General features: G+C 71.7%; 15 protein-coding genes. 5 read left to right on the forward strand and 10 right to left on the reverse strand.

Annotation, left to right across the window (positions count from 1 at the left end; genetic code table 11):
* The first annotated feature begins 19 nt into the window (after positions 1-19).
* Together pssA and ACZ5SK_RS17615 are read left to right on the forward strand one after the other, a co-directional pair.
* Complete coding sequence (pssA, locus tag ACZ5SK_RS17610) at positions 20-838, forward strand: CDP-diacylglycerol--serine O-phosphatidyltransferase (RefSeq protein ID WP_334581105.1); 819 nt, start codon at positions 20-22, stop codon at positions 836-838.
* A gap of 177 nt (positions 839-1,015) precedes the next feature.
* On the forward strand, positions 1,016-2,245 hold the full coding sequence (locus ACZ5SK_RS17615) for an alpha/beta fold hydrolase (RefSeq protein WP_334575809.1): 1,230 nt from the start codon (positions 1,016-1,018) through the stop codon (positions 2,243-2,245).
* A gap of 58 nt (positions 2,246-2,303) precedes the next feature.
* On the opposite strand, the gene ACZ5SK_RS17620 is transcribed toward ACZ5SK_RS17615, so the two are convergent.
* Positions 2,304-3,422 carry a glycerate kinase gene (locus ACZ5SK_RS17620; RefSeq protein ID WP_468416073.1) on the reverse strand — a complete coding sequence of 373 codons (1,119 nt, stop codon included), beginning with the start codon at positions 3,420-3,422 and terminating at the stop codon, positions 2,304-2,306.
* A gap of 218 nt (positions 3,423-3,640) precedes the next feature.
* Between ACZ5SK_RS17620 and ACZ5SK_RS17625 the strand changes: the two genes are divergently transcribed.
* The 3 genes from ACZ5SK_RS17625 (at position 3,641) to ACZ5SK_RS17635 (ending at position 6,141) form a co-directional block, all read left to right on the forward strand.
* Positions 3,641-4,798, forward strand: coding sequence for an ADP-ribosylglycohydrolase family protein (locus ACZ5SK_RS17625; RefSeq protein ID WP_334575810.1), 1,158 nt, complete (start codon positions 3,641-3,643; stop codon positions 4,796-4,798).
* The gene (locus tag ACZ5SK_RS17630; protein ID WP_334575811.1) at positions 4,795-5,295 is read left to right on the forward strand and encodes an NUDIX hydrolase; all 501 of its coding nucleotides are present in this window, start codon (positions 4,795-4,797) and stop codon (positions 5,293-5,295) included. The genes ACZ5SK_RS17625 and ACZ5SK_RS17630 overlap by 4 nt, the downstream gene beginning before the upstream one ends.
* A gap of 111 nt (positions 5,296-5,406) precedes the next feature.
* The gene (locus tag ACZ5SK_RS17635) at positions 5,407-6,141 is read left to right on the forward strand and encodes an SIR2 family NAD-dependent protein deacylase (protein WP_334575812.1); all 735 of its coding nucleotides are present in this window, start codon (positions 5,407-5,409) and stop codon (positions 6,139-6,141) included.
* On the opposite strand, the gene ACZ5SK_RS17640 is transcribed toward ACZ5SK_RS17635, so the two are convergent.
* From ACZ5SK_RS17640 to ACZ5SK_RS17680, 9 genes are all read right to left on the reverse strand, one after another.
* Complete coding sequence (locus tag ACZ5SK_RS17640; RefSeq protein ID WP_334575814.1) at positions 6,138-7,373, reverse strand: cytochrome P450; 1,236 nt, start codon at positions 7,371-7,373, stop codon at positions 6,138-6,140. The genes ACZ5SK_RS17635 and ACZ5SK_RS17640 overlap by 4 nt on opposite strands.
* Positions 7,374-7,397: 24 nt before the next feature.
* Positions 7,398-8,822, reverse strand: a complete 1,425-nt coding sequence (locus ACZ5SK_RS17645) for an NAD(P)/FAD-dependent oxidoreductase (protein WP_443041200.1) — start codon at positions 8,820-8,822, stop codon at positions 7,398-7,400.
* Entirely contained in the window at positions 8,779-9,003 is a 225-nt protein-coding gene (locus tag ACZ5SK_RS17650) for a ferredoxin (RefSeq protein ID WP_334581108.1), read from the reverse strand. Before ACZ5SK_RS17650 ends, ACZ5SK_RS17645 begins: the two co-directional genes overlap by 44 nt.
* 130 nt (positions 9,004-9,133) lie before the next feature.
* Positions 9,134-9,772, reverse strand: coding sequence for a hypothetical protein (locus tag ACZ5SK_RS17655; protein ID WP_334575816.1), 639 nt, complete (start codon positions 9,770-9,772; stop codon positions 9,134-9,136).
* A 155-nt stretch (positions 9,773-9,927) separates the two neighbouring features.
* On the reverse strand, positions 9,928-10,950 hold the full coding sequence (locus ACZ5SK_RS17660; RefSeq protein ID WP_334575818.1) for a TolB family protein: 1,023 nt from the start codon (positions 10,948-10,950) through the stop codon (positions 9,928-9,930).
* A complete protein-coding gene (locus ACZ5SK_RS17665; protein ID WP_361707798.1) occupies positions 10,947-12,215 on the reverse strand; it encodes an MFS transporter in 1,269 nt (422 codons plus the stop codon). The genes ACZ5SK_RS17660 and ACZ5SK_RS17665 overlap by 4 nt, the downstream gene beginning before the upstream one ends.
* Before the next feature lie 5 nt (positions 12,216-12,220).
* On the reverse strand, positions 12,221-13,111 hold the full coding sequence (locus tag ACZ5SK_RS17670) for an alkaline phosphatase family protein (RefSeq protein WP_334575820.1): 891 nt from the start codon (positions 13,109-13,111) through the stop codon (positions 12,221-12,223).
* Between the two features lie 171 nt (positions 13,112-13,282).
* Positions 13,283-13,789 carry a methylated-DNA--[protein]-cysteine S-methyltransferase gene (locus ACZ5SK_RS17675; RefSeq protein ID WP_361707801.1) on the reverse strand — a complete coding sequence of 169 codons (507 nt, stop codon included), beginning with the start codon at positions 13,787-13,789 and terminating at the stop codon, positions 13,283-13,285.
* A 9-nt stretch (positions 13,790-13,798) separates the two neighbouring features.
* Positions 13,799-15,331 carry an AlkA N-terminal domain-containing protein gene (locus ACZ5SK_RS17680; RefSeq protein ID WP_361707803.1) on the reverse strand — a complete coding sequence of 511 codons (1,533 nt, stop codon included), beginning with the start codon at positions 15,329-15,331 and terminating at the stop codon, positions 13,799-13,801.
* Positions 15,332-15,373 lie beyond the last annotated feature (42 nt).

Raw genomic sequence — 15,373 nt, forward strand, 5'->3', positions numbered from 1 at the left:
TCCTGAGACCCAGGGCTGGGTGCCCGAGGCCGACGAGGTGGACGACGACGAGGAGATGCCCCTCTCTCTCCGCCTGTCGATAGCGGACACCCTCACCCTGGGCAACGCCACATGCGGCTTCATGGCGGTGTACTTCACCACCACCGGCATCCTCATCCCTCACCTCACCGGTGACCAGGAGACCGGCATGGCCCGCCACAGCGCGGCCACGGCGGTCATCCTGATGCTGTGCGCGGCGGTCTTCGACCTCTTCGACGGCCTGGTCGCCCGCAAGCTGCGCTCGTCCCCGATGGGCGCGGAGCTGGACAACCTCTCGGACCTGATCAGCTTCGGCCTGGCCCCGGCGTACTTCGTCCTGGTCTACGGCATGGTCGCCGACGACGCACACCAGCGGGTCGCGGCGGTCGGCGCGATCGTCGTCCTGCTGGCGGTGGTGCTGAGGCTCGCGAGATTCTCCTGCGTCACCGTCAAGGACGGCACCTTCCAGGGCATGCCCTCGCCGTTCGGCGCGCTGACGGTCGTCTCGATCGTGCTCCTCGAGCTGCCCTTCGCGGCGACGCTGATGGCCATCCTGGGCACCGCCTGGCTGATGGTGAGCCGGGTCGAGTACCCGAAGCCGCGGGGCCGCCTCGCCGGCGCGATGCTCGCCTGGATCGTGCTGTCGATGGGCCTGCTGGCGGCTTGGGCGTTCGACGCCCCGAGCGGCCAGCTCCTGCTCCAGACCGGCTGCGCGCTGCAGCTGGTGATGGGCGCGGTCATCCCGCTGTTCGCCACGGCCCGCCGGGTGAACAACTTCCGCGACAACCGGCGCGAGGCCAGGGCGGCGCAGCTGCCCTGACCCTCACCTCACCGTCGAACGGGTGTGGCCCGAGCCTCTTCCAGGCTCGGGCCACACCCGTTTGACGGGTCAACTACCTCTCCCTCACGCCCATTTGCAGGCGACAGGCAAGAAGAGGACGGTGGAATCAGGGGGTTTATCCGGGATTCTTCCCGTTCGATGGATCGGAGGGCGACCATGCCCGCACCCCAGGTGGACCACCTGGTCCCACACGTCTCGACGATCCCGGCGAACGCGGGCACCGACGTGCAGCTGTTCGTCCGGGAGTACAACGGCACCAAGCCGTCCCACACGCCCCAGCCGGTCCTCATGCTCCACGGCAGAAGCGTGCCCGCGGTTGCGGGGTTCGACCTCGTGCTCCCCCCGGGAGCCGAGGGTCCCGAGACCCGATACAGCTGGGCGCAGGACCTCGCCGACGACGGTTACGACGTGTTCCTGATGGACCTCCAGGGCAGCGGACGCTCACCGCGTCCGCAGATGGACGAACCCTGCAACGCCAACCCGGCGCAGCAGACGGACGTCCTGAACCCGAACCCCCTCACGACCACCCCGTGCCCGCCTCCCTACCCGCACCAGCTCGGCAACGCCGAGAGCGAGTGGGCGGAGCTGGACACCGTCGTCAAGTTCATCAAGGCACTGCCCGGCAGGGACCATCCGATCGACTTCGTCGGCTGGTCCGCGGCCGCCTTCGTCATGGGCCCCTACACGCTCCAGCACCCCGGCGAGGTCAAGAGCCTGCTCCTGCTCGCCCCGATCTTCCCGCCGCAGGGCCGCTGGTCCACGAACCCCGCAGACCCCTTCGGGCGTCCCCCCGAGGCCGCGGCGCTGCCCCTGTCCCTGCCCGCCGTCACGTTCGGCTTCCCGATGAACGTCGGCAGCAAGACCGGCTTCAAGGCCGGCTGGGACAAGGAACAGGCCGGCCCCACGCAGCGCGAGCCCGGCATCGAGGACAAGGTGTGGCGCGCCATGATGCAGAACGATCCCCTCGGCAGCACCTGGGGCCCTGCGGTGTCACCCGGCGTGTTCGAGGGGGTCCTGCGGTACCGGAACTCCTACTGGTGGGGCTGGAACAACCAGACCGTCCCGCACAAGGACCCGGGCAACACCCACATCCTCGGTGACCGGGTGCCCGTACTCATCCTCTACGGCGAGCAGGACACGCAGGCCAACACGTCGGCGACGCTCCCTCCGGTCCTGCACTTCTCCGTCCCGGACCTCTACACGGCCATCCAGGGACCGGACAAGCTGATGTTCAAGCTGGCCGGTGCGGGACACTCCGTGGTCTGGGAGCGCAACGCCAAGGTCGTACAGCGCTACGCGAGGCACTGGCTCGACAAGAGCAAGGTCGAGGGCCTCACCAGCGGCAGCTACTACCGGGACGACCTCGGCGTTCTGTACCCCCTGTGAGACTGAGACCCCTACGGGAAAGGGGCTCAGGGCACGTGGGGCTCAGGGCACGTGGGGCTCAGGACAGAAAGTCCCGCCCGATCCGCTCGGCGACCCGCTCCAGGATCGGTCCGGCGTCCGCGATACACGTGGCCACGTCCGGCTCGACGTCGGTCAGCGGGTACGCCCGGCGGATCCCCGCCCGGCCCAGCTCCGCCGGCAGCAGGGCGAGACGGCCGCACACGGCGACGACCTCCTTGCCGGCCGCACGGGCCGCCGCGGCGACACCCGCGGGGGCCTTGCCGTGCAGGGTCTGCTCGTCCAGCGACCCCTCGCCGGTGATCACCAGCTCCGCCCGCTCGAGCGCCGGCCCGAAGCCCAGCACGTCGAGCATGACGTCGATCCCCGCGCGGAAGCGGGCGCCGACGAGCAGCGCGCCGTAACCGATGCCGCCCGCGGCGCCCGCGCCCGGCGCGGCGGCGTACTCCGCCGCCCTCGGCCCGACCGCCGCCTCCAGCACCGTCGCGTAGTGCGTGAGCGCCGCGTCCAGGGTCTCGACGTCGTCCGGCGAGGCGCCCTTCTGCGGCCCGTACACCGCGGCCGCCCCCTTGGGGCCGGTCAGCGGGTTGTCGACGTCGCTCGCCAGGACCAGTTCCACGGAGGCGAGACGCGGATCCAGGTCCGACAGGTCGGCGCGGGCCAGCGCCGCGAGGCCGCCGCCGCCCGGCGCCACCGGCTCGCCGTCCTCGTCCAGGAACCGGGCGCCGAGCGCGGACAGCATGCCCGCGCCGCCGTCCGTGGTGGCGCTGCCGCCGACCCCGAACACGATCGTGCGCACGCCCGCGTCCAGGGCGGCCCGCAGCAGCTCCCCGGAGCCGTACGTCGACGCCGTGAGCGGCGCGAACACGCCGGCCGGGAGCCGTTGCAACCCGCTCGCCTCCGCCATCTCCACGACCGCGGTGTCGCCGCGCACCGCGAACGCGGCGCTCACCTCGTGCCCGAGGGGGCCGGCGACCCGCACCTCGTGGCGTTCGAAGCCGGCCGCGACCGCCGCGGCGACCGTCCCGTCACCTCCGTCGGCGACGGGCAGGGCCTCCACCTCGACGTCCGGCACGACCCGGCGCAGTCCGGCCGTCACCCGCTCGGCGACCTCCACGGCCGTCAGCGAGCCCTTGAACTTGTCCGCGGCCACGAGCACCCGTCGGGTGCCCTGCGCTGCAGCGTCCGCCACCTTGCCATCCCCTTGCTCTCCGGGCCCCGCGCACGTCAGGGCCAGTCGCGCCGCTGCGACCTTAACCGGAGGACGCCCCCGCCGTCATGCGGAGAGCGGACCCTGGAACAAGCCTGAGCGCCGTCTGTGGGCCGTCCGGGCCCGCACGAGTGTTCCCGGGATCCGGAATCGGGTAAACCGGAGCCATGACCCCTGTGGGCGGCGAGCCGGAACTCGCCGACCGTGTCCTCGGGGGCTGGCTGGGCCGGATCGCGGGCAACATGCTCGGCAAACCGGTCGAGCAGGGCGACCTGTGGACGCGCGGACGCATCGACCGCTATCTGCGGCGGGCCGCCGCCCTGCCCCTCACCGACTACCTGCCCGAACCGCCCACCGAGGAGGACGGCCTGCGGCTGCGCCCGGAATGGCGCGCGTGCGTGCGCGGCCGTATCCACGGCAGCTGCCGCGACGACGACGTCGACTACGCCGTCCTCGGCCTCGACCTCCTGGAGACCCACGGCTTCGGCTTCAGCACCGAGCAGGTCGGCGACCTGTGGCTGCTGCGGCTGCCGTATCTGCAGACGTTCACCGCCGAGCGGGCCGCCTACCGCAACCTCGCAAACGGGCTCAGGCCACCGCTGACGGCGACGTACGACAACCCCTACCAGGAGTGGATCGGCGCCCTGATCCGCGCCGACGTCCACGGCTGGACCAGCCCCGGGCTCCCCCGTCGCGCCGCCGCCCTCGCCCGCCGGGACGCGGTGCTCTCGCACACCGGCAACGGCGTGTACGGCGCGATGTTCGCGGCCGCCCTGATCGCGGCGGCGTTCACCGCGCCGACGGTGCGGCAGGCGCTCGACGAGGCGCTGGCCGTCGTCCCGGCGAGCAGCCGTCTCGCCCGGACCGTGCGCCGGGTCGTCGCCCTGCACGCCACCCGCATGACCTGGGAGGACACCCTCACGACGATGGAGACGGAGACGGCGGGCCTGGGCTGGATCCACACCGTCCCCAACATCGCCGTCCTCACCGCCGGACTGCTGTACGGCGACGGCGACTTCACCCGCACGATCGCACTCACCGTGCGCGGCGGCCTGGACACCGACTCCAACGGGGCGACGGCCGGTTCGGTGGCCGGCGTCCTGACGGGCGCCGCGGCCATCCCGCCGCAGTGGACGCAACCGCTCCAGGACACGGTCCGCAGCGCGGTGTTCGGCTTCGACGGCGCACACATCAGCGAGTTGGCGCAGCGGACGGTTCGACTGGCGCGGCTCGCACGGCTGGAGGACGCCCGGGACCGGCGCCCGACGCAGAACCCGCCGGACGCCCCACCGGCCGGCCCGCCACCCCTTACCCTTTCCGGGTGACTGCTTCCGATACGACCGACTTCGCCGCCTACCTCGCCTCCCTGCCCCGGGTCCTGGCGGGCGCCGCCGCGATCTTCCGTGACGCAGACGGGCGGGTGCTGCTCGTCGAGCCCAACTACCGGGCGGGCTGGGCGCTCCCGGGCGGCACCATCGAGTCCGACGGCGGGGAGACCCCGCGGCAGGGCGCGCGGCGCGAAACGCTCGAGGAGATCGGACTCGACCGCGAGCTCGGCCGACTGCTCGCGGTCGACTGGGTGCTCGACCCGGGCCTGCCGCCGCGGGTGGCGTACGTGTACGACGGCGGGGTCCTCGGCGAGGCCGACTTCGAGGCGATCCGGCTGCAGGAGGCGGAGCTGCTGTCCTGGCGACTGGTCCGGCCCGAGGAGCTCACCGACTACCTGCCGGGCCAACTGGGCCGCCGGGTCCTGACCGCGCTGGACGCCCTGGCGGACCCCTCGCTGACGGCCGAACTCGAGAACGGCCACCGCGTGGGCTGACCGCCGGACGACGCACTCGCACTCACCTCCCCCGGTCGTGGGCGGCTGTCTGCGGGACACCGCGCGATATCCGCTCGCGGCCACCGGATCCCCCGACTTACGCTCGAACGCATGAGCAAGCCACTCGTCGCCATCCTCAGTGGGGCCGGTATCTCCACGGATTCCGGGATCCCCGACTATCGCGGTCCGAACGGGTTGTGGCGGCGGGATCCGGAGGCGGAGAAGCTGGTCACGTACGAGTACTACATGGGCGATCCGGAGATCCGGCGGCGGTCCTGGCAGCTGCGGCGCAAGAACCGCAGTCTGAAGGCGGAGCCGAACGCCGCGCATCTCGCCGTGGCGGAGCTGGAGAAGTCCGGCGTACCGGTGCGGGTCATCACCCAGAACGTCGACGGGTTGCACCAGCTCGCCGGCCTGCCCGCCCGCAAGGTGCTCGAACTGCACGGCACCGCACGAAGTTTCGTGTGCACCGACTGTCATGCGCGCGGGCCCATGGAGGACGCCCTCGCCCGGGTCGAGGCCGGGGAGGACGATCCGCCGTGCCTGGCATGCGGCGGGATCCTCAAGTCGGCGACCGTGATGTTCGGGGAGCGGCTCGATCCGGTGGTGCTGGGTGAGGCCGTCGCGATCACCAAGGCGTGTCAGGTGTTCGTCGCCGTGGGGAGCAGTCTTCAGGTGCAGCCCGCCGCCGGGCTCACCGGCGTCGCCGCGGATCATGGGGCACGGCTCGTCATCGTCAACGCCGAACCCACCCCGTACGACGAACTCGCCGACGAAGTCATCCGCGAACCCATCGGCACCGCGTTGCCGAAGCTGCTGCGCCAACTCGGCACGGAGCACCCCTAAGGGCGAATCCCGTCGCAGGAGATGTGCAGATGCCGCGGCCCGCGCAGCACGGCGTTCTGCCGGTACGGGGGCGGGTCCTCGAGCAGACGTGGGTTCTCCAGCCTCCGGGCCAGTTCCGACAGGGCGAACTGGGCCTCCAGCCGGGCGAGTGGTGCGCCGAAGCAACTGTGGATGCCGCTGCCCAGGCCGAGGTGCTGGATGTCCCGGCGGTCCGGGTCGAAGCGGTCCGGGTCCTCGAAGCGCCGGGGGTCGCGGTTGCCGGACGCCAGAACCAGCCAGAGGGAGGCGCCCTTCGGGATGGTGACGCCGCGGACCTCGATGTCGGCGAGGGTGGTGCGCTGTGGCACCAGTTGCACCGGCGGCTCGAAGCGCAGCAGCTCCTCGACGACGGGCACGGCAAGCCGCGGATCCTCGCGCAGCCGCTGGAGGACATCGGGATGGCGCAGCAGGGTCAGCATTCCGTTGGTGATGAGGTTGACGGTGGTCTCGTGCCCCGCGATCAGCAGCAGCGCCGCGGTGCTGAGCAGCTCCATCGTGCTCATCGGGCCGTCCTCGCCCTTGGCCGTGGCCAGCTGGGAGAGCATGTCGTCGCCGGGATTCCTGCGGCGCTCCTCGATCAGACCGGCCAGGTACGTGCCCAGCTGGATACGGGCGTCGTGCGCGCCCTTGCCCCGCTCGGTGGGGTCCGCGTCCGGGTCGGGGTCCAGGCTCGCGGCGAGCGTGTCCGCCCAGGTGTGGAAGCGCGCCTCGTCCTCGCGCGGCACCCCGAGCAGCCGGCAGATCACGGTCACGGGGAAGGGGTACGAGAACTGCTCCACCAGGTCGATCCGGCCCGGGTCGCCGATGCCGTCGATGAGACCGGAGACGATGTCGTGGAGCTCTGAGCGCATACCGTCGACACGGTGCGGGGAGTGCGGCGGGCCGAAGGGCCGGTTCGTCATGCGTCGCAGCCGGTCGTGTTCCGGCGGGTCGAGCCGCAGGAACCCGGGCGGCAGGGCGCTCTCCTCCTGGGCCGGCTCGGCCAGCGGGTCGTGGGCGGTCGAGGCCAGATTGCGGGCGTCGGAGCTGATCCGAGGATCGTGCAGGAGGCTGCGGATCTCGTAGTAGGTGCTGATGACGTACGGCCCGCCGTCGTCGTGGTGTACCGGCGTCTTCCGCAGCTGTTCGTAGATCGGGTACGGGTCGGCGCGGTTGGCGTAGTCCAGGATCTGGTGCAGCAAGGATTGCGTCATGGCGAGTCCTCGTGGCCGTACGGATCAGTGCGCGGGGGTGAACGTCATCCGGCGGTCGGCCGGCGAGTATCCGCCGAGGGTCACGGTGGGGCCGTGAGTGGGGACCGAAGGATCGGGGAAGTCGGCGTCGACCGGCCGCTGTCCGTCCGCGTGGCGGTCGACCGTGGGGAACGGCGGCGGGAACGGCGCGGTGGTCTCGATCAGCTCCTGGTAGAACGGCAGCCACCGGGCGTGGTCGAAGGCGACCGCGCCGATGACGCGCCCCTGATACCCGTAGACGCCGAGGAACCGGTGGTCCTTGAGCGATCCCTGCGCGATGAGGATCTCCGTCCCCAGCGACGGCACGCCGACCGACTTGATGTTGACTCCGAACTGCGAGGACCAGAAGGCCGGCACCTCCATGTGGGGGATGCGGTCGGCGCTCTCGCTGATCATGTTGTGCGCCGCGATCCGGGCCTGGGAGACGGCGTTGCCCCAGTGCTCCAAGGACAGGAACTGGTAGCCGAACAGGGGGTGCGGGCAGCGTGCGACATCGCCCGCCGCATAGATGTCGTCGGTGACGATTCCGCGGACGTCGAAGGCGCGGCAGCCGGCGTCGCAGGCGATGCCGCGGGGGCCTGCGCCGAGTCCGGATCCGGCGAGCCATTCGGTGTTGCGGGTGGCGCCGAGCGAGACGATCACCACGTCGGTCGCCACGGTGGAGCCGTCGGAGAGCTGCGCGGCGCGCACCCGTCCCGAGGCATCGCCCTCCAGAGCGGTCACCATGACCCCGCACCGCAAATCCACACCGTGCTCGCGCTGCATCTCGGCCGCCACCGCGCCGACCACTCCGCCGAGAGCGCCGACCAGGGGCGCCGCGCCGCGCTCGGCGATGGTGACGGCAAGGCCGCGTTCGCGGCAGGCGGAGGCGATCTCCGAGCCGGTGAACCCGGCCCCGATGACCAGGACCCGCTTGGGGCCCTCCTCGAGCCGCCGCGCGAGCGCGACGCTGTCGTCGCGGGTCCGCAGGACGAAGACGCCGTCGAGTTCCGCCTCGGCCTCCCGCGGCCATGCTCGCGCCCGAACGCCGGTGGCGATCAGCAGCCGGTCGTACGGCACCTCGTCGCCGTCGGCCAGCCGCACCCGCCTTGCGGCCATGTCGAGGCCGGTGGCCGGGACACCCAGCCGCCAGGTCGCGTCGAGCGGTCGGAGCCTGGGCAGCGCGGTGCGGTCGGCGGCCGCCCTGCCCAACAGCACCTGTTTGGAAAGCGGGGGCCGGTCGTACGGCTCGTGGGGCTCGTCGCCGATCATGGTCAGGGAGCCCGCGAAGCCCTCTGCCCGCAGGGTTTCGGCAGCGCGCAGCCCGGCCAGCGAGGCGCCCACGACGACGATGCGGCCCTCGCGTTTGAGCCGTTCCAGGGATCCGTCACCGAGCACCGGACACCGCCTCGGCCGGTACGTCCACCGCATCGACGAGGATGGCCTGGACCGGGCAGGCCGCGGCGGCCTGGGCCAGCTTCTCGCGCTGTGCCTCGTCGGCCTCCGGGTCGTACAGCAGCGCCTCCTCGCCGTGCATGGCGAAGATCTCGGGGGCGAGGAACGCGCACTGCGCATACCCCTGACAGCGGTTCAGGTCGACGGCAATCCTCACCACGGAATCGGTCCTCTCCGGCAGCCCGGTCAGCCCCCTACGACCACCCTCGGTGGCCTGACGGGATGCCGCGACGAGAAGGAGACCGTTCGAGTGAGCGGTGCGGCCGACTCAGGTCGATGCGGCCGACTCAGGTCGATGCGGCCGACCGTGGCCGGGCGGGACGCCGGCCCCACAGGATGTTCAGGCTGAGGACCAGCGCCCAGGCCGGGAAGACCAGTTCGGACCAGGGCACGTTCGCTCCCACCACGAGCAGCGTCAGGCCCGCCAGGTAGCCGAGGACGACGAGCGGGCGTGGGAAGGCGCCGAGTCGGCGGCCGATGGTCGAGGTCGTGATGATGAACACCGCCGCCATCCGCATGGCGTACGTGGTCAGCAGGGCGTAGGCGAAGTGTCGGCCGAAAGGCGGGTGCTGCTGACTCTCGTCGAGCACGGTTGCGGCCGCCGCGGCAGCGCCGAACAGGGTGGCGACGAAGACCAGGCCGCTGCCCAGGAACACGGTGGAGAAGAACTGGTCCTCGCCCTCGCCGGCCTGCTCGCGCAGGGCGCCCATGAACCACAGGAAGGCGATCCCGGCGAACGGGAGCAGTGCCAGCGCCGTCCGCACGGCACTGCGTTGTCCGGCATCGACGGTTACGTCGTCCCCTGCGGCGCCGCCCGGCAGAGCGATGCGCATCAGGACGATCGCCGCGGCCATCAGGACCGCGAACACGACCCCGGCCACCCCGGCGGCCCAGGGTGTCGCGAGTCGCTCGTGTTGTCGCTCCATGGTCTCTCGCTTTCTGCCTGGTCCTCCTTCGTCCAGACAGCAACGATCCAGAGACTCGCGCCACCGGGGTCACTCAGGAGGAAGACCGCGATGCGCCATACAGGCCATGGTCACGTACGAGTACTGCATGGGCGATCCGGCACCGGGCCGGCCTGTCAGCCCAGGTAGGCGGGGGCGACGGCGGAGGTCATGAGGGTGCGGGCCGTGCCGCTGCCGTCGGCGGGGACGGTCCACAGGTCCGAGCCGTAGTCGCCGGGAAGCGCGTACACGAGGGTGGAGTCGTCGGCCCACAGGGCCTGGTCGTCGATGTTGCGCCGCTCGGCCGTCGCGGTCTCCTTCATGGTGCGCAGATTCAGGACGTACAGCCGCCAGGGGGCGTCGGCGGAGGCCCCCTTGACGCGCTTCTTGTAGGCGACCCGGGTGCCGTCGGGTGAGAGGGAGGGGCATTCGACGTTGCCGTGCAGGGTGGTGAGGGTGCGTGCGGTCACGTCGCCCCGGACGAGGTAGGTCCGGCCGCCGCTCGCCAGGGTGGCGTAGAAGCGGGTGTCGTCGGCGAAGGTGACACCCCAGACGTTGATGTCCGCCGCGCGGTAGGGCCGGCCGTCCTTGATGATGCGGAAGGTCTCCAGGTTGTCGTCGATCGCCCAGGTGCGGGTGTCGACGATGGCGGTGCGGGTGGAGAAGTCGGTGCCGGCGTAGGAGTCTCCGCTGACGAAGACCGTCCAGGCCACCAGGTGGCCGGAGGGTGAGACGCGGGCCCGGGTGGGGATGCCGGCGGCCGGGAAGTGGTGCAGTTCGTGCAGGTGCGAGTCGAGCACCACCGCTCGGTAGGTGTCCTGCAATGGGCCGTGCACGGCCTGCAGACAGATGCCGGTGCCGGCCGCCGCGTGGAAGCGCAGGCACTTGACGCCCGATGCGGTCCGCGGGCCCTGCGGATCGTCGGCGGGCACGGTGGCGATCTCGTCGCGGTGCGGGCCCCAGGCCAGGTTGCGCACCAGCAGCCGACGGCCGGTCGTCGGCCGGAGCGAGACGTCGCCGGCCCGCACGGTCGGACCGTCCGCCTGCTGCTCGTCACGCATGCCCGACCGGTGGGCGGCGTACAGCACCGCCCCGGTGCCCACGCTGCCGAGCAGCAGGACCGAGACCAGCAGGATCAGCAGGCGGGCGGTTCTGGTCATACGGGCACCTCATCGGCCGTACGGAGGATGAAGGAGGCCACCACGGCGCTGACGGCCAGCGCGACAGCCGTGACGGCGAGCGCGGTGTGCCCGCCCCACAAGCTCCAGGCCGCGCCGAAGGCGAGCGAGCAGGCGAACCGGGCCAGCGCCTGGCCGGTGCCGACCAGCGCCTGCCCGGCCCCTTGGTGCTGGGCCGGCACGGCGCCGGCGGTGGCGGCCGCGAGGACTCCGTCGGTGGCGGCGTAGAAGGCGCCGTGCAGGACGAGGACGGCGACCACGGCGGGGGCGCCGTGCCAAGGGGACAGCACCAGGCCGTAGCCCAGCAGCAGGACGCCGTGGCCGGCCAGGAAGAGCCGACGGCTGCTGACGCGGTCGGCGAGGGCGCCGAGCGGAAAGGCGAGCAGCAGGAAGACGGCGGCGGTGCCCAGCGGCAGCAGCGGGAAGAGATGGGCGGGCAGATCCCCTTCGCGCTGCAGCAGCAGATAGAGGAAGGAGTCGCTGACGGTGGTCAGGCCGAGCAGGGTCGCGCACACGGTGAGCCCGCGCAGCTCGGGGCGGCGCAGCAGCCCGAGCGCGTCCCGGAGCAGCGGGCGGGCCGGCTCGGGTCGCGGTACGGCGTCGGCGGGGGCGATGGTGCGGGGCACGAAGAGCACCAGCACCAGGACCCCGAGTACGGCGATGCAGCCGCTGACCGCGAAGACCGCGTCGTAGCCGTCGACGGTCGCCCGCAGCACGGCGAAGGCCACGAGCGGGCCGAGCAGTGCGCCGGTGGTGTCCATGGCACGGTGCACCCCGAACGCCCGTCCCCGGTGGGCGGGTTCGGTGGCCAGCGAGATCATCGCGTCCCGGGGGGCCGTGCGCAGCCCCTTGCCGGTGCGGTCGGCCGCGAGCACGGCGCTGATCACGGGGAGGGTGTGGGCGAGCAGCAGCAGCGGCTTGCACAGTGCCGACAGTCCGTAGCCGAGGCCTGCCACGACCTTGTGCCGACGGCCTCCCCGGTCGGCGAGATGGCCTCCGGCCAGCCGGACCAGGGCCCCGACGCCGTTGTTGATGCCGTCGAGGAGACCGAACCCGAGCGGCGACAGACCGAGGCCCGCGACCACGTAGAGCGGCAGGACCGCCGTGACCATCTCCGAGGAGACGTCCGTGATCAGGCTGACCGCCCCCAGGGCCAGCACCGTGCCGGGCACGGCGGCCCGCCGCCGCCCCGGACGGGGGTCCGGGACGGCGGCGGCCTTGGTGCTGCGGGAATCCGCGAGATACACGGGCGTCAGTTCCAGATGCCGGTGATGTCGGAGGCGGAGGCGGCGTTGCCCGCGTGCGCGCTGAGACCCGCCAGGTCCTCCACGGTCCGCAGGACGTTGTAGTGGTTGTAGGTGGTGGCGCTGGAGCTGCCCGGGGTGACGTGCTGCCCGTAGAAAACGGTGGGTATGCGGTTGCCGGACAGCTTGTTGTCCTCGTCGAAGGTGACGGCGAGGACGCTGTTGTGGGTCTGCGCCCAGGTGGCGTACGCGCCCAGGTTGTTCTTGATCCAGGTGTCGCCCGTGGAGACCGAGCAGTCGTGCATGTCACTGCACAGGTTCGGCACGACGAAGGACACCTTCGGCAGGGTCGTGTAGTCGGTCGGGAACTGCGTCATGGTCTTGGCGCTGCTGGTCGGCACATTGGAGAAGCCGAACCACGGGTTGTGCTTCTGGGCGTAGTTGCCGCTGCTGCAGGTCGTCGAGCCCTGGCTGGGCAGCGACTCGTTGTAGCTGGCCCAGGTCTTGCCGGCGGCGATCAGCTCCGAGGCGAGGTTGGGCGCGGAGATGGACCCGACCGAGACGCAACTGTCGTCGGTACGGCCCTGGTTGGAGCCCGAGAACAGCATGTAGTAGTTCGGCTCGCTGGGGTGGGTGAGGCCGTAGGACTGGGTGAGGTTGGCGCCACCCGCCTTGAGGGTGTTGTTGATGTAGGGGGCGCTGGAGCTGCCGATCACCTGCGAGTAGGCGTGGTTCTCCATCACCACGACCACCACGTGGTCGGGGGTCGGGAGAGCGGCGGCCTGAGCGGTGGAGGCCGTGGCGGCCCACACGCCGATCGACGTGGCGGTGAGGGCGAGGGCCCCGGCGAGTGCGGCGAGGGGGCGTCTGTTGCGCTGGGAAGCCTTGACGGCGGCCATGACTGTCCTCCGGACAGAAGGGACGGACGTGCGAGGGGGCAGCGCCGCAAACCCTAGAAGTCCTGGGCCGGGCCTGGGTGAAGGCCAGGAGAACGGTGAACCTCACCAGGCAAAGGTCGCACCAGGTACAGGTCACGCACAGCAAAAGCCGTCCGGTCCTTCCAACTGTGTCTAAAAGAGGGTCGTTTCACCGGCTTCGTCGATTGCGGTGCCGCTCTCGAACTTCAACAGGCGCTGCTTGCGTTCCAGACCGCCACCGTAGCCGGTCAGGGCGCCGCCCGCTCCGATCACACGATGACAGGGGACGATGATGCCGATCGGGTTCTTGCCGTTGGCGAGACCCACCGCGCGGGAGGCGGCCGGATTGCCGAGCGCTTCGGCGAGTTCGCCGTAGGTGCGGGTCTCGCCGTACGGGATCTTGCGCAGTTCGGCCCAGACGCGCTGCTGGAACTGGGTGCCGTGCAGGCGGAGTGGGAGTGTGAACTCCTGGAGGTCGCCTGCGAAATAGGCTTCGAGCTGTTCCTCGGTGTCGCCGAAGAGGGTGTCCTGGCGAGGGCCGAAGTTCTCCTCGGGCGGGCGGTGGCGCTGTTCGGTCATATAGAGGCCGCAGAGGACTCCGTCGTCGGCGACGAGGGTCAGCGGGCCGTACGGGCTGTCGACGATCGTGTGCTGGTTCACTGAACGCCCCTATACAGGAAGGAAGTTGATGGGGTGGCTGTCGGTCGCCCACAGGTACTGGACGGCGTATGCGCGCCAGGGCCGCCAGGCCGCCGCACGGGCCGTGAGCGCCGCCGGCGTCGAGGGCAGACCCAACTCCTGGGCCGCGCGCCGGATTCCGAGGTCGGTGGCGAGGAAGGCGTCGGGGTCGCCCAGGGCGCGCATCGCGATGACGTCCACCGTCCACGGCCCGAAGCCGGGCAGCGCGAGGAGACGGGCGCGGACCTCGGGCCAGTCGCTCTCCACACCCAAGTGCAGAGTGCCGTCGGCAAGTTGACGGACCAGGGTGGTGAAGGTGGTGCGGCGGGTGCGGGGCATCGCCAGACGCTCGAGGTCGACGTCGGCGAGCGCCTGCGGCGTCGGGAAGAGATGCGTGAGGCCGCCTTCGGGGTCGTCGACCGGGTCGCCGTACGCGGTGACCAGGCGGGCCGCGTGGGTGCGGGCGGCCGCCGTGGAGACCTGCTGGCCCAGCACGGCACGCACGGCGAACTCCGCCTCGTCGACCGTGCGCGGCACCCGGCGGCCGGGGGCCTTGTCCACCAGCGGCGCGAGGAGCGGGTCCGTGCGCAGTTGCTCGTCGACGGCGACCGGGTCGGCGTCCAGGTCGAGCATGCGCCGGCAGCGACTGATGGCGACGGTGAGATCGCGCAGGTCGCTGAGGGTGAGACGGCAGCCGATGTGGTCGGGGTTCGGGGTGAGCGCCACGATCCCGTGCCCGTACGGCAGCCGGAGCGTGCGCCGGAACGCCCCGTCCCGCCACTCCTCCACGCCCGGCACGGCGGTCGCGGCGAGGTGCCCGAAGAGGTTGTCGGGGTTGAGGGGCGCACGGAAGGGGAGGCGGAGGGCGAGCGTGCCGGGCGTGGCCGGGTGGGCTGCGGTCTGCGCGGGCGCTGAGGCCGAAGGGGCCGTGCGGGCCGAGGGGCTCTTGCGCGGGACGCGGGCTCGCAGTGCGCTCGGCGAGAGCGCGAAGACCTCGCGCACGGTGTCGTTGAAGGTGCGGATGGAGGAGAAGCCGGCGGCGAACGCGACGTCAGCCATGGGAAGTTCGGTCGTCTCGATGAGGATACGAGCCGTCTGGGCGCGCTGCGCGCGGGCCAACGCGAGGGGGCCCGCGCCGAGTTCGGCGAGGAGCTGGCGTTCGACCTGACGGGCGCTGTAGCCGAGGCGCGCGGCCAGTCCGGGGACGCCGTCGCGGTCGACGACGCCGTCGGCGATCAGCCGCATGGCGCGGGCGACCAGATCGGCGCGCTGGTTCCACTCCGGGGACCCCGGGGTGGTGTCGGGCCGGCAGCGCTTGCAGGCGCGGAACCCGGCCTGCTGGCAGGCGGCCGCGCTCGGATGGAAGACCATGTTCTCCGGCTTGGGCGGCACCACCGGGCAGCTGGGCCGGCAGTAGATTCCGGTGGTCAGGACCGCCGTGAAGAACCAGCCGTCGAACCGTGCGTCCTTGGACTGCACGGCGCGCACACAGCGCTCCCGATCGGTGTACATCCCGTTCTGCATGCCTCCAGCATCGACCGGCCACCGCCCCCGTGCTGGCGAGAA

This window comes from Streptomyces sp. NPDC031474, assembly GCF_055581185.1.

Excerpts from the sequence above, each read along its gene's own strand:
- ACZ5SK_RS17645 (WP_443041200.1), bottom strand. The coding sequence starts at position 8,822 with ATGCGGTGGACGTACCGGCCGAGGCGGTGTCCGGTGCTCGGTGACGGA.
- ACZ5SK_RS17625 (WP_334575810.1), top strand. The coding sequence starts at position 3,641 with ATGACCCCTGTGGGCGGCGAGCCGGAACTCGCCGACCGTGTCCTCGGG.
- ACZ5SK_RS17670 (WP_334575820.1), bottom strand. The coding sequence starts at position 13,111 with ATGGCCGCCGTCAAGGCTTCCCAGCGCAACAGACGCCCCCTCGCCGCA.
- ACZ5SK_RS17635 (WP_334575812.1), top strand. The coding sequence starts at position 5,407 with ATGAGCAAGCCACTCGTCGCCATCCTCAGTGGGGCCGGTATCTCCACG.
- ACZ5SK_RS17680 (WP_361707803.1), bottom strand. The coding sequence starts at position 15,331 with ATGCAGAACGGGATGTACACCGATCGGGAGCGCTGTGTGCGCGCCGTG.
- ACZ5SK_RS17655 (WP_334575816.1), bottom strand. The coding sequence starts at position 9,772 with ATGGAGCGACAACACGAGCGACTCGCGACACCCTGGGCCGCCGGGGTG.
- ACZ5SK_RS17640 (WP_334575814.1), bottom strand. The coding sequence starts at position 7,373 with ATGACGCAATCCTTGCTGCACCAGATCCTGGACTACGCCAACCGCGCC.
- ACZ5SK_RS17660 (WP_334575818.1), bottom strand. The coding sequence starts at position 10,950 with ATGACCAGAACCGCCCGCCTGCTGATCCTGCTGGTCTCGGTCCTGCTG.
- ACZ5SK_RS17615 (WP_334575809.1), top strand. The coding sequence starts at position 1,016 with ATGCCCGCACCCCAGGTGGACCACCTGGTCCCACACGTCTCGACGATC.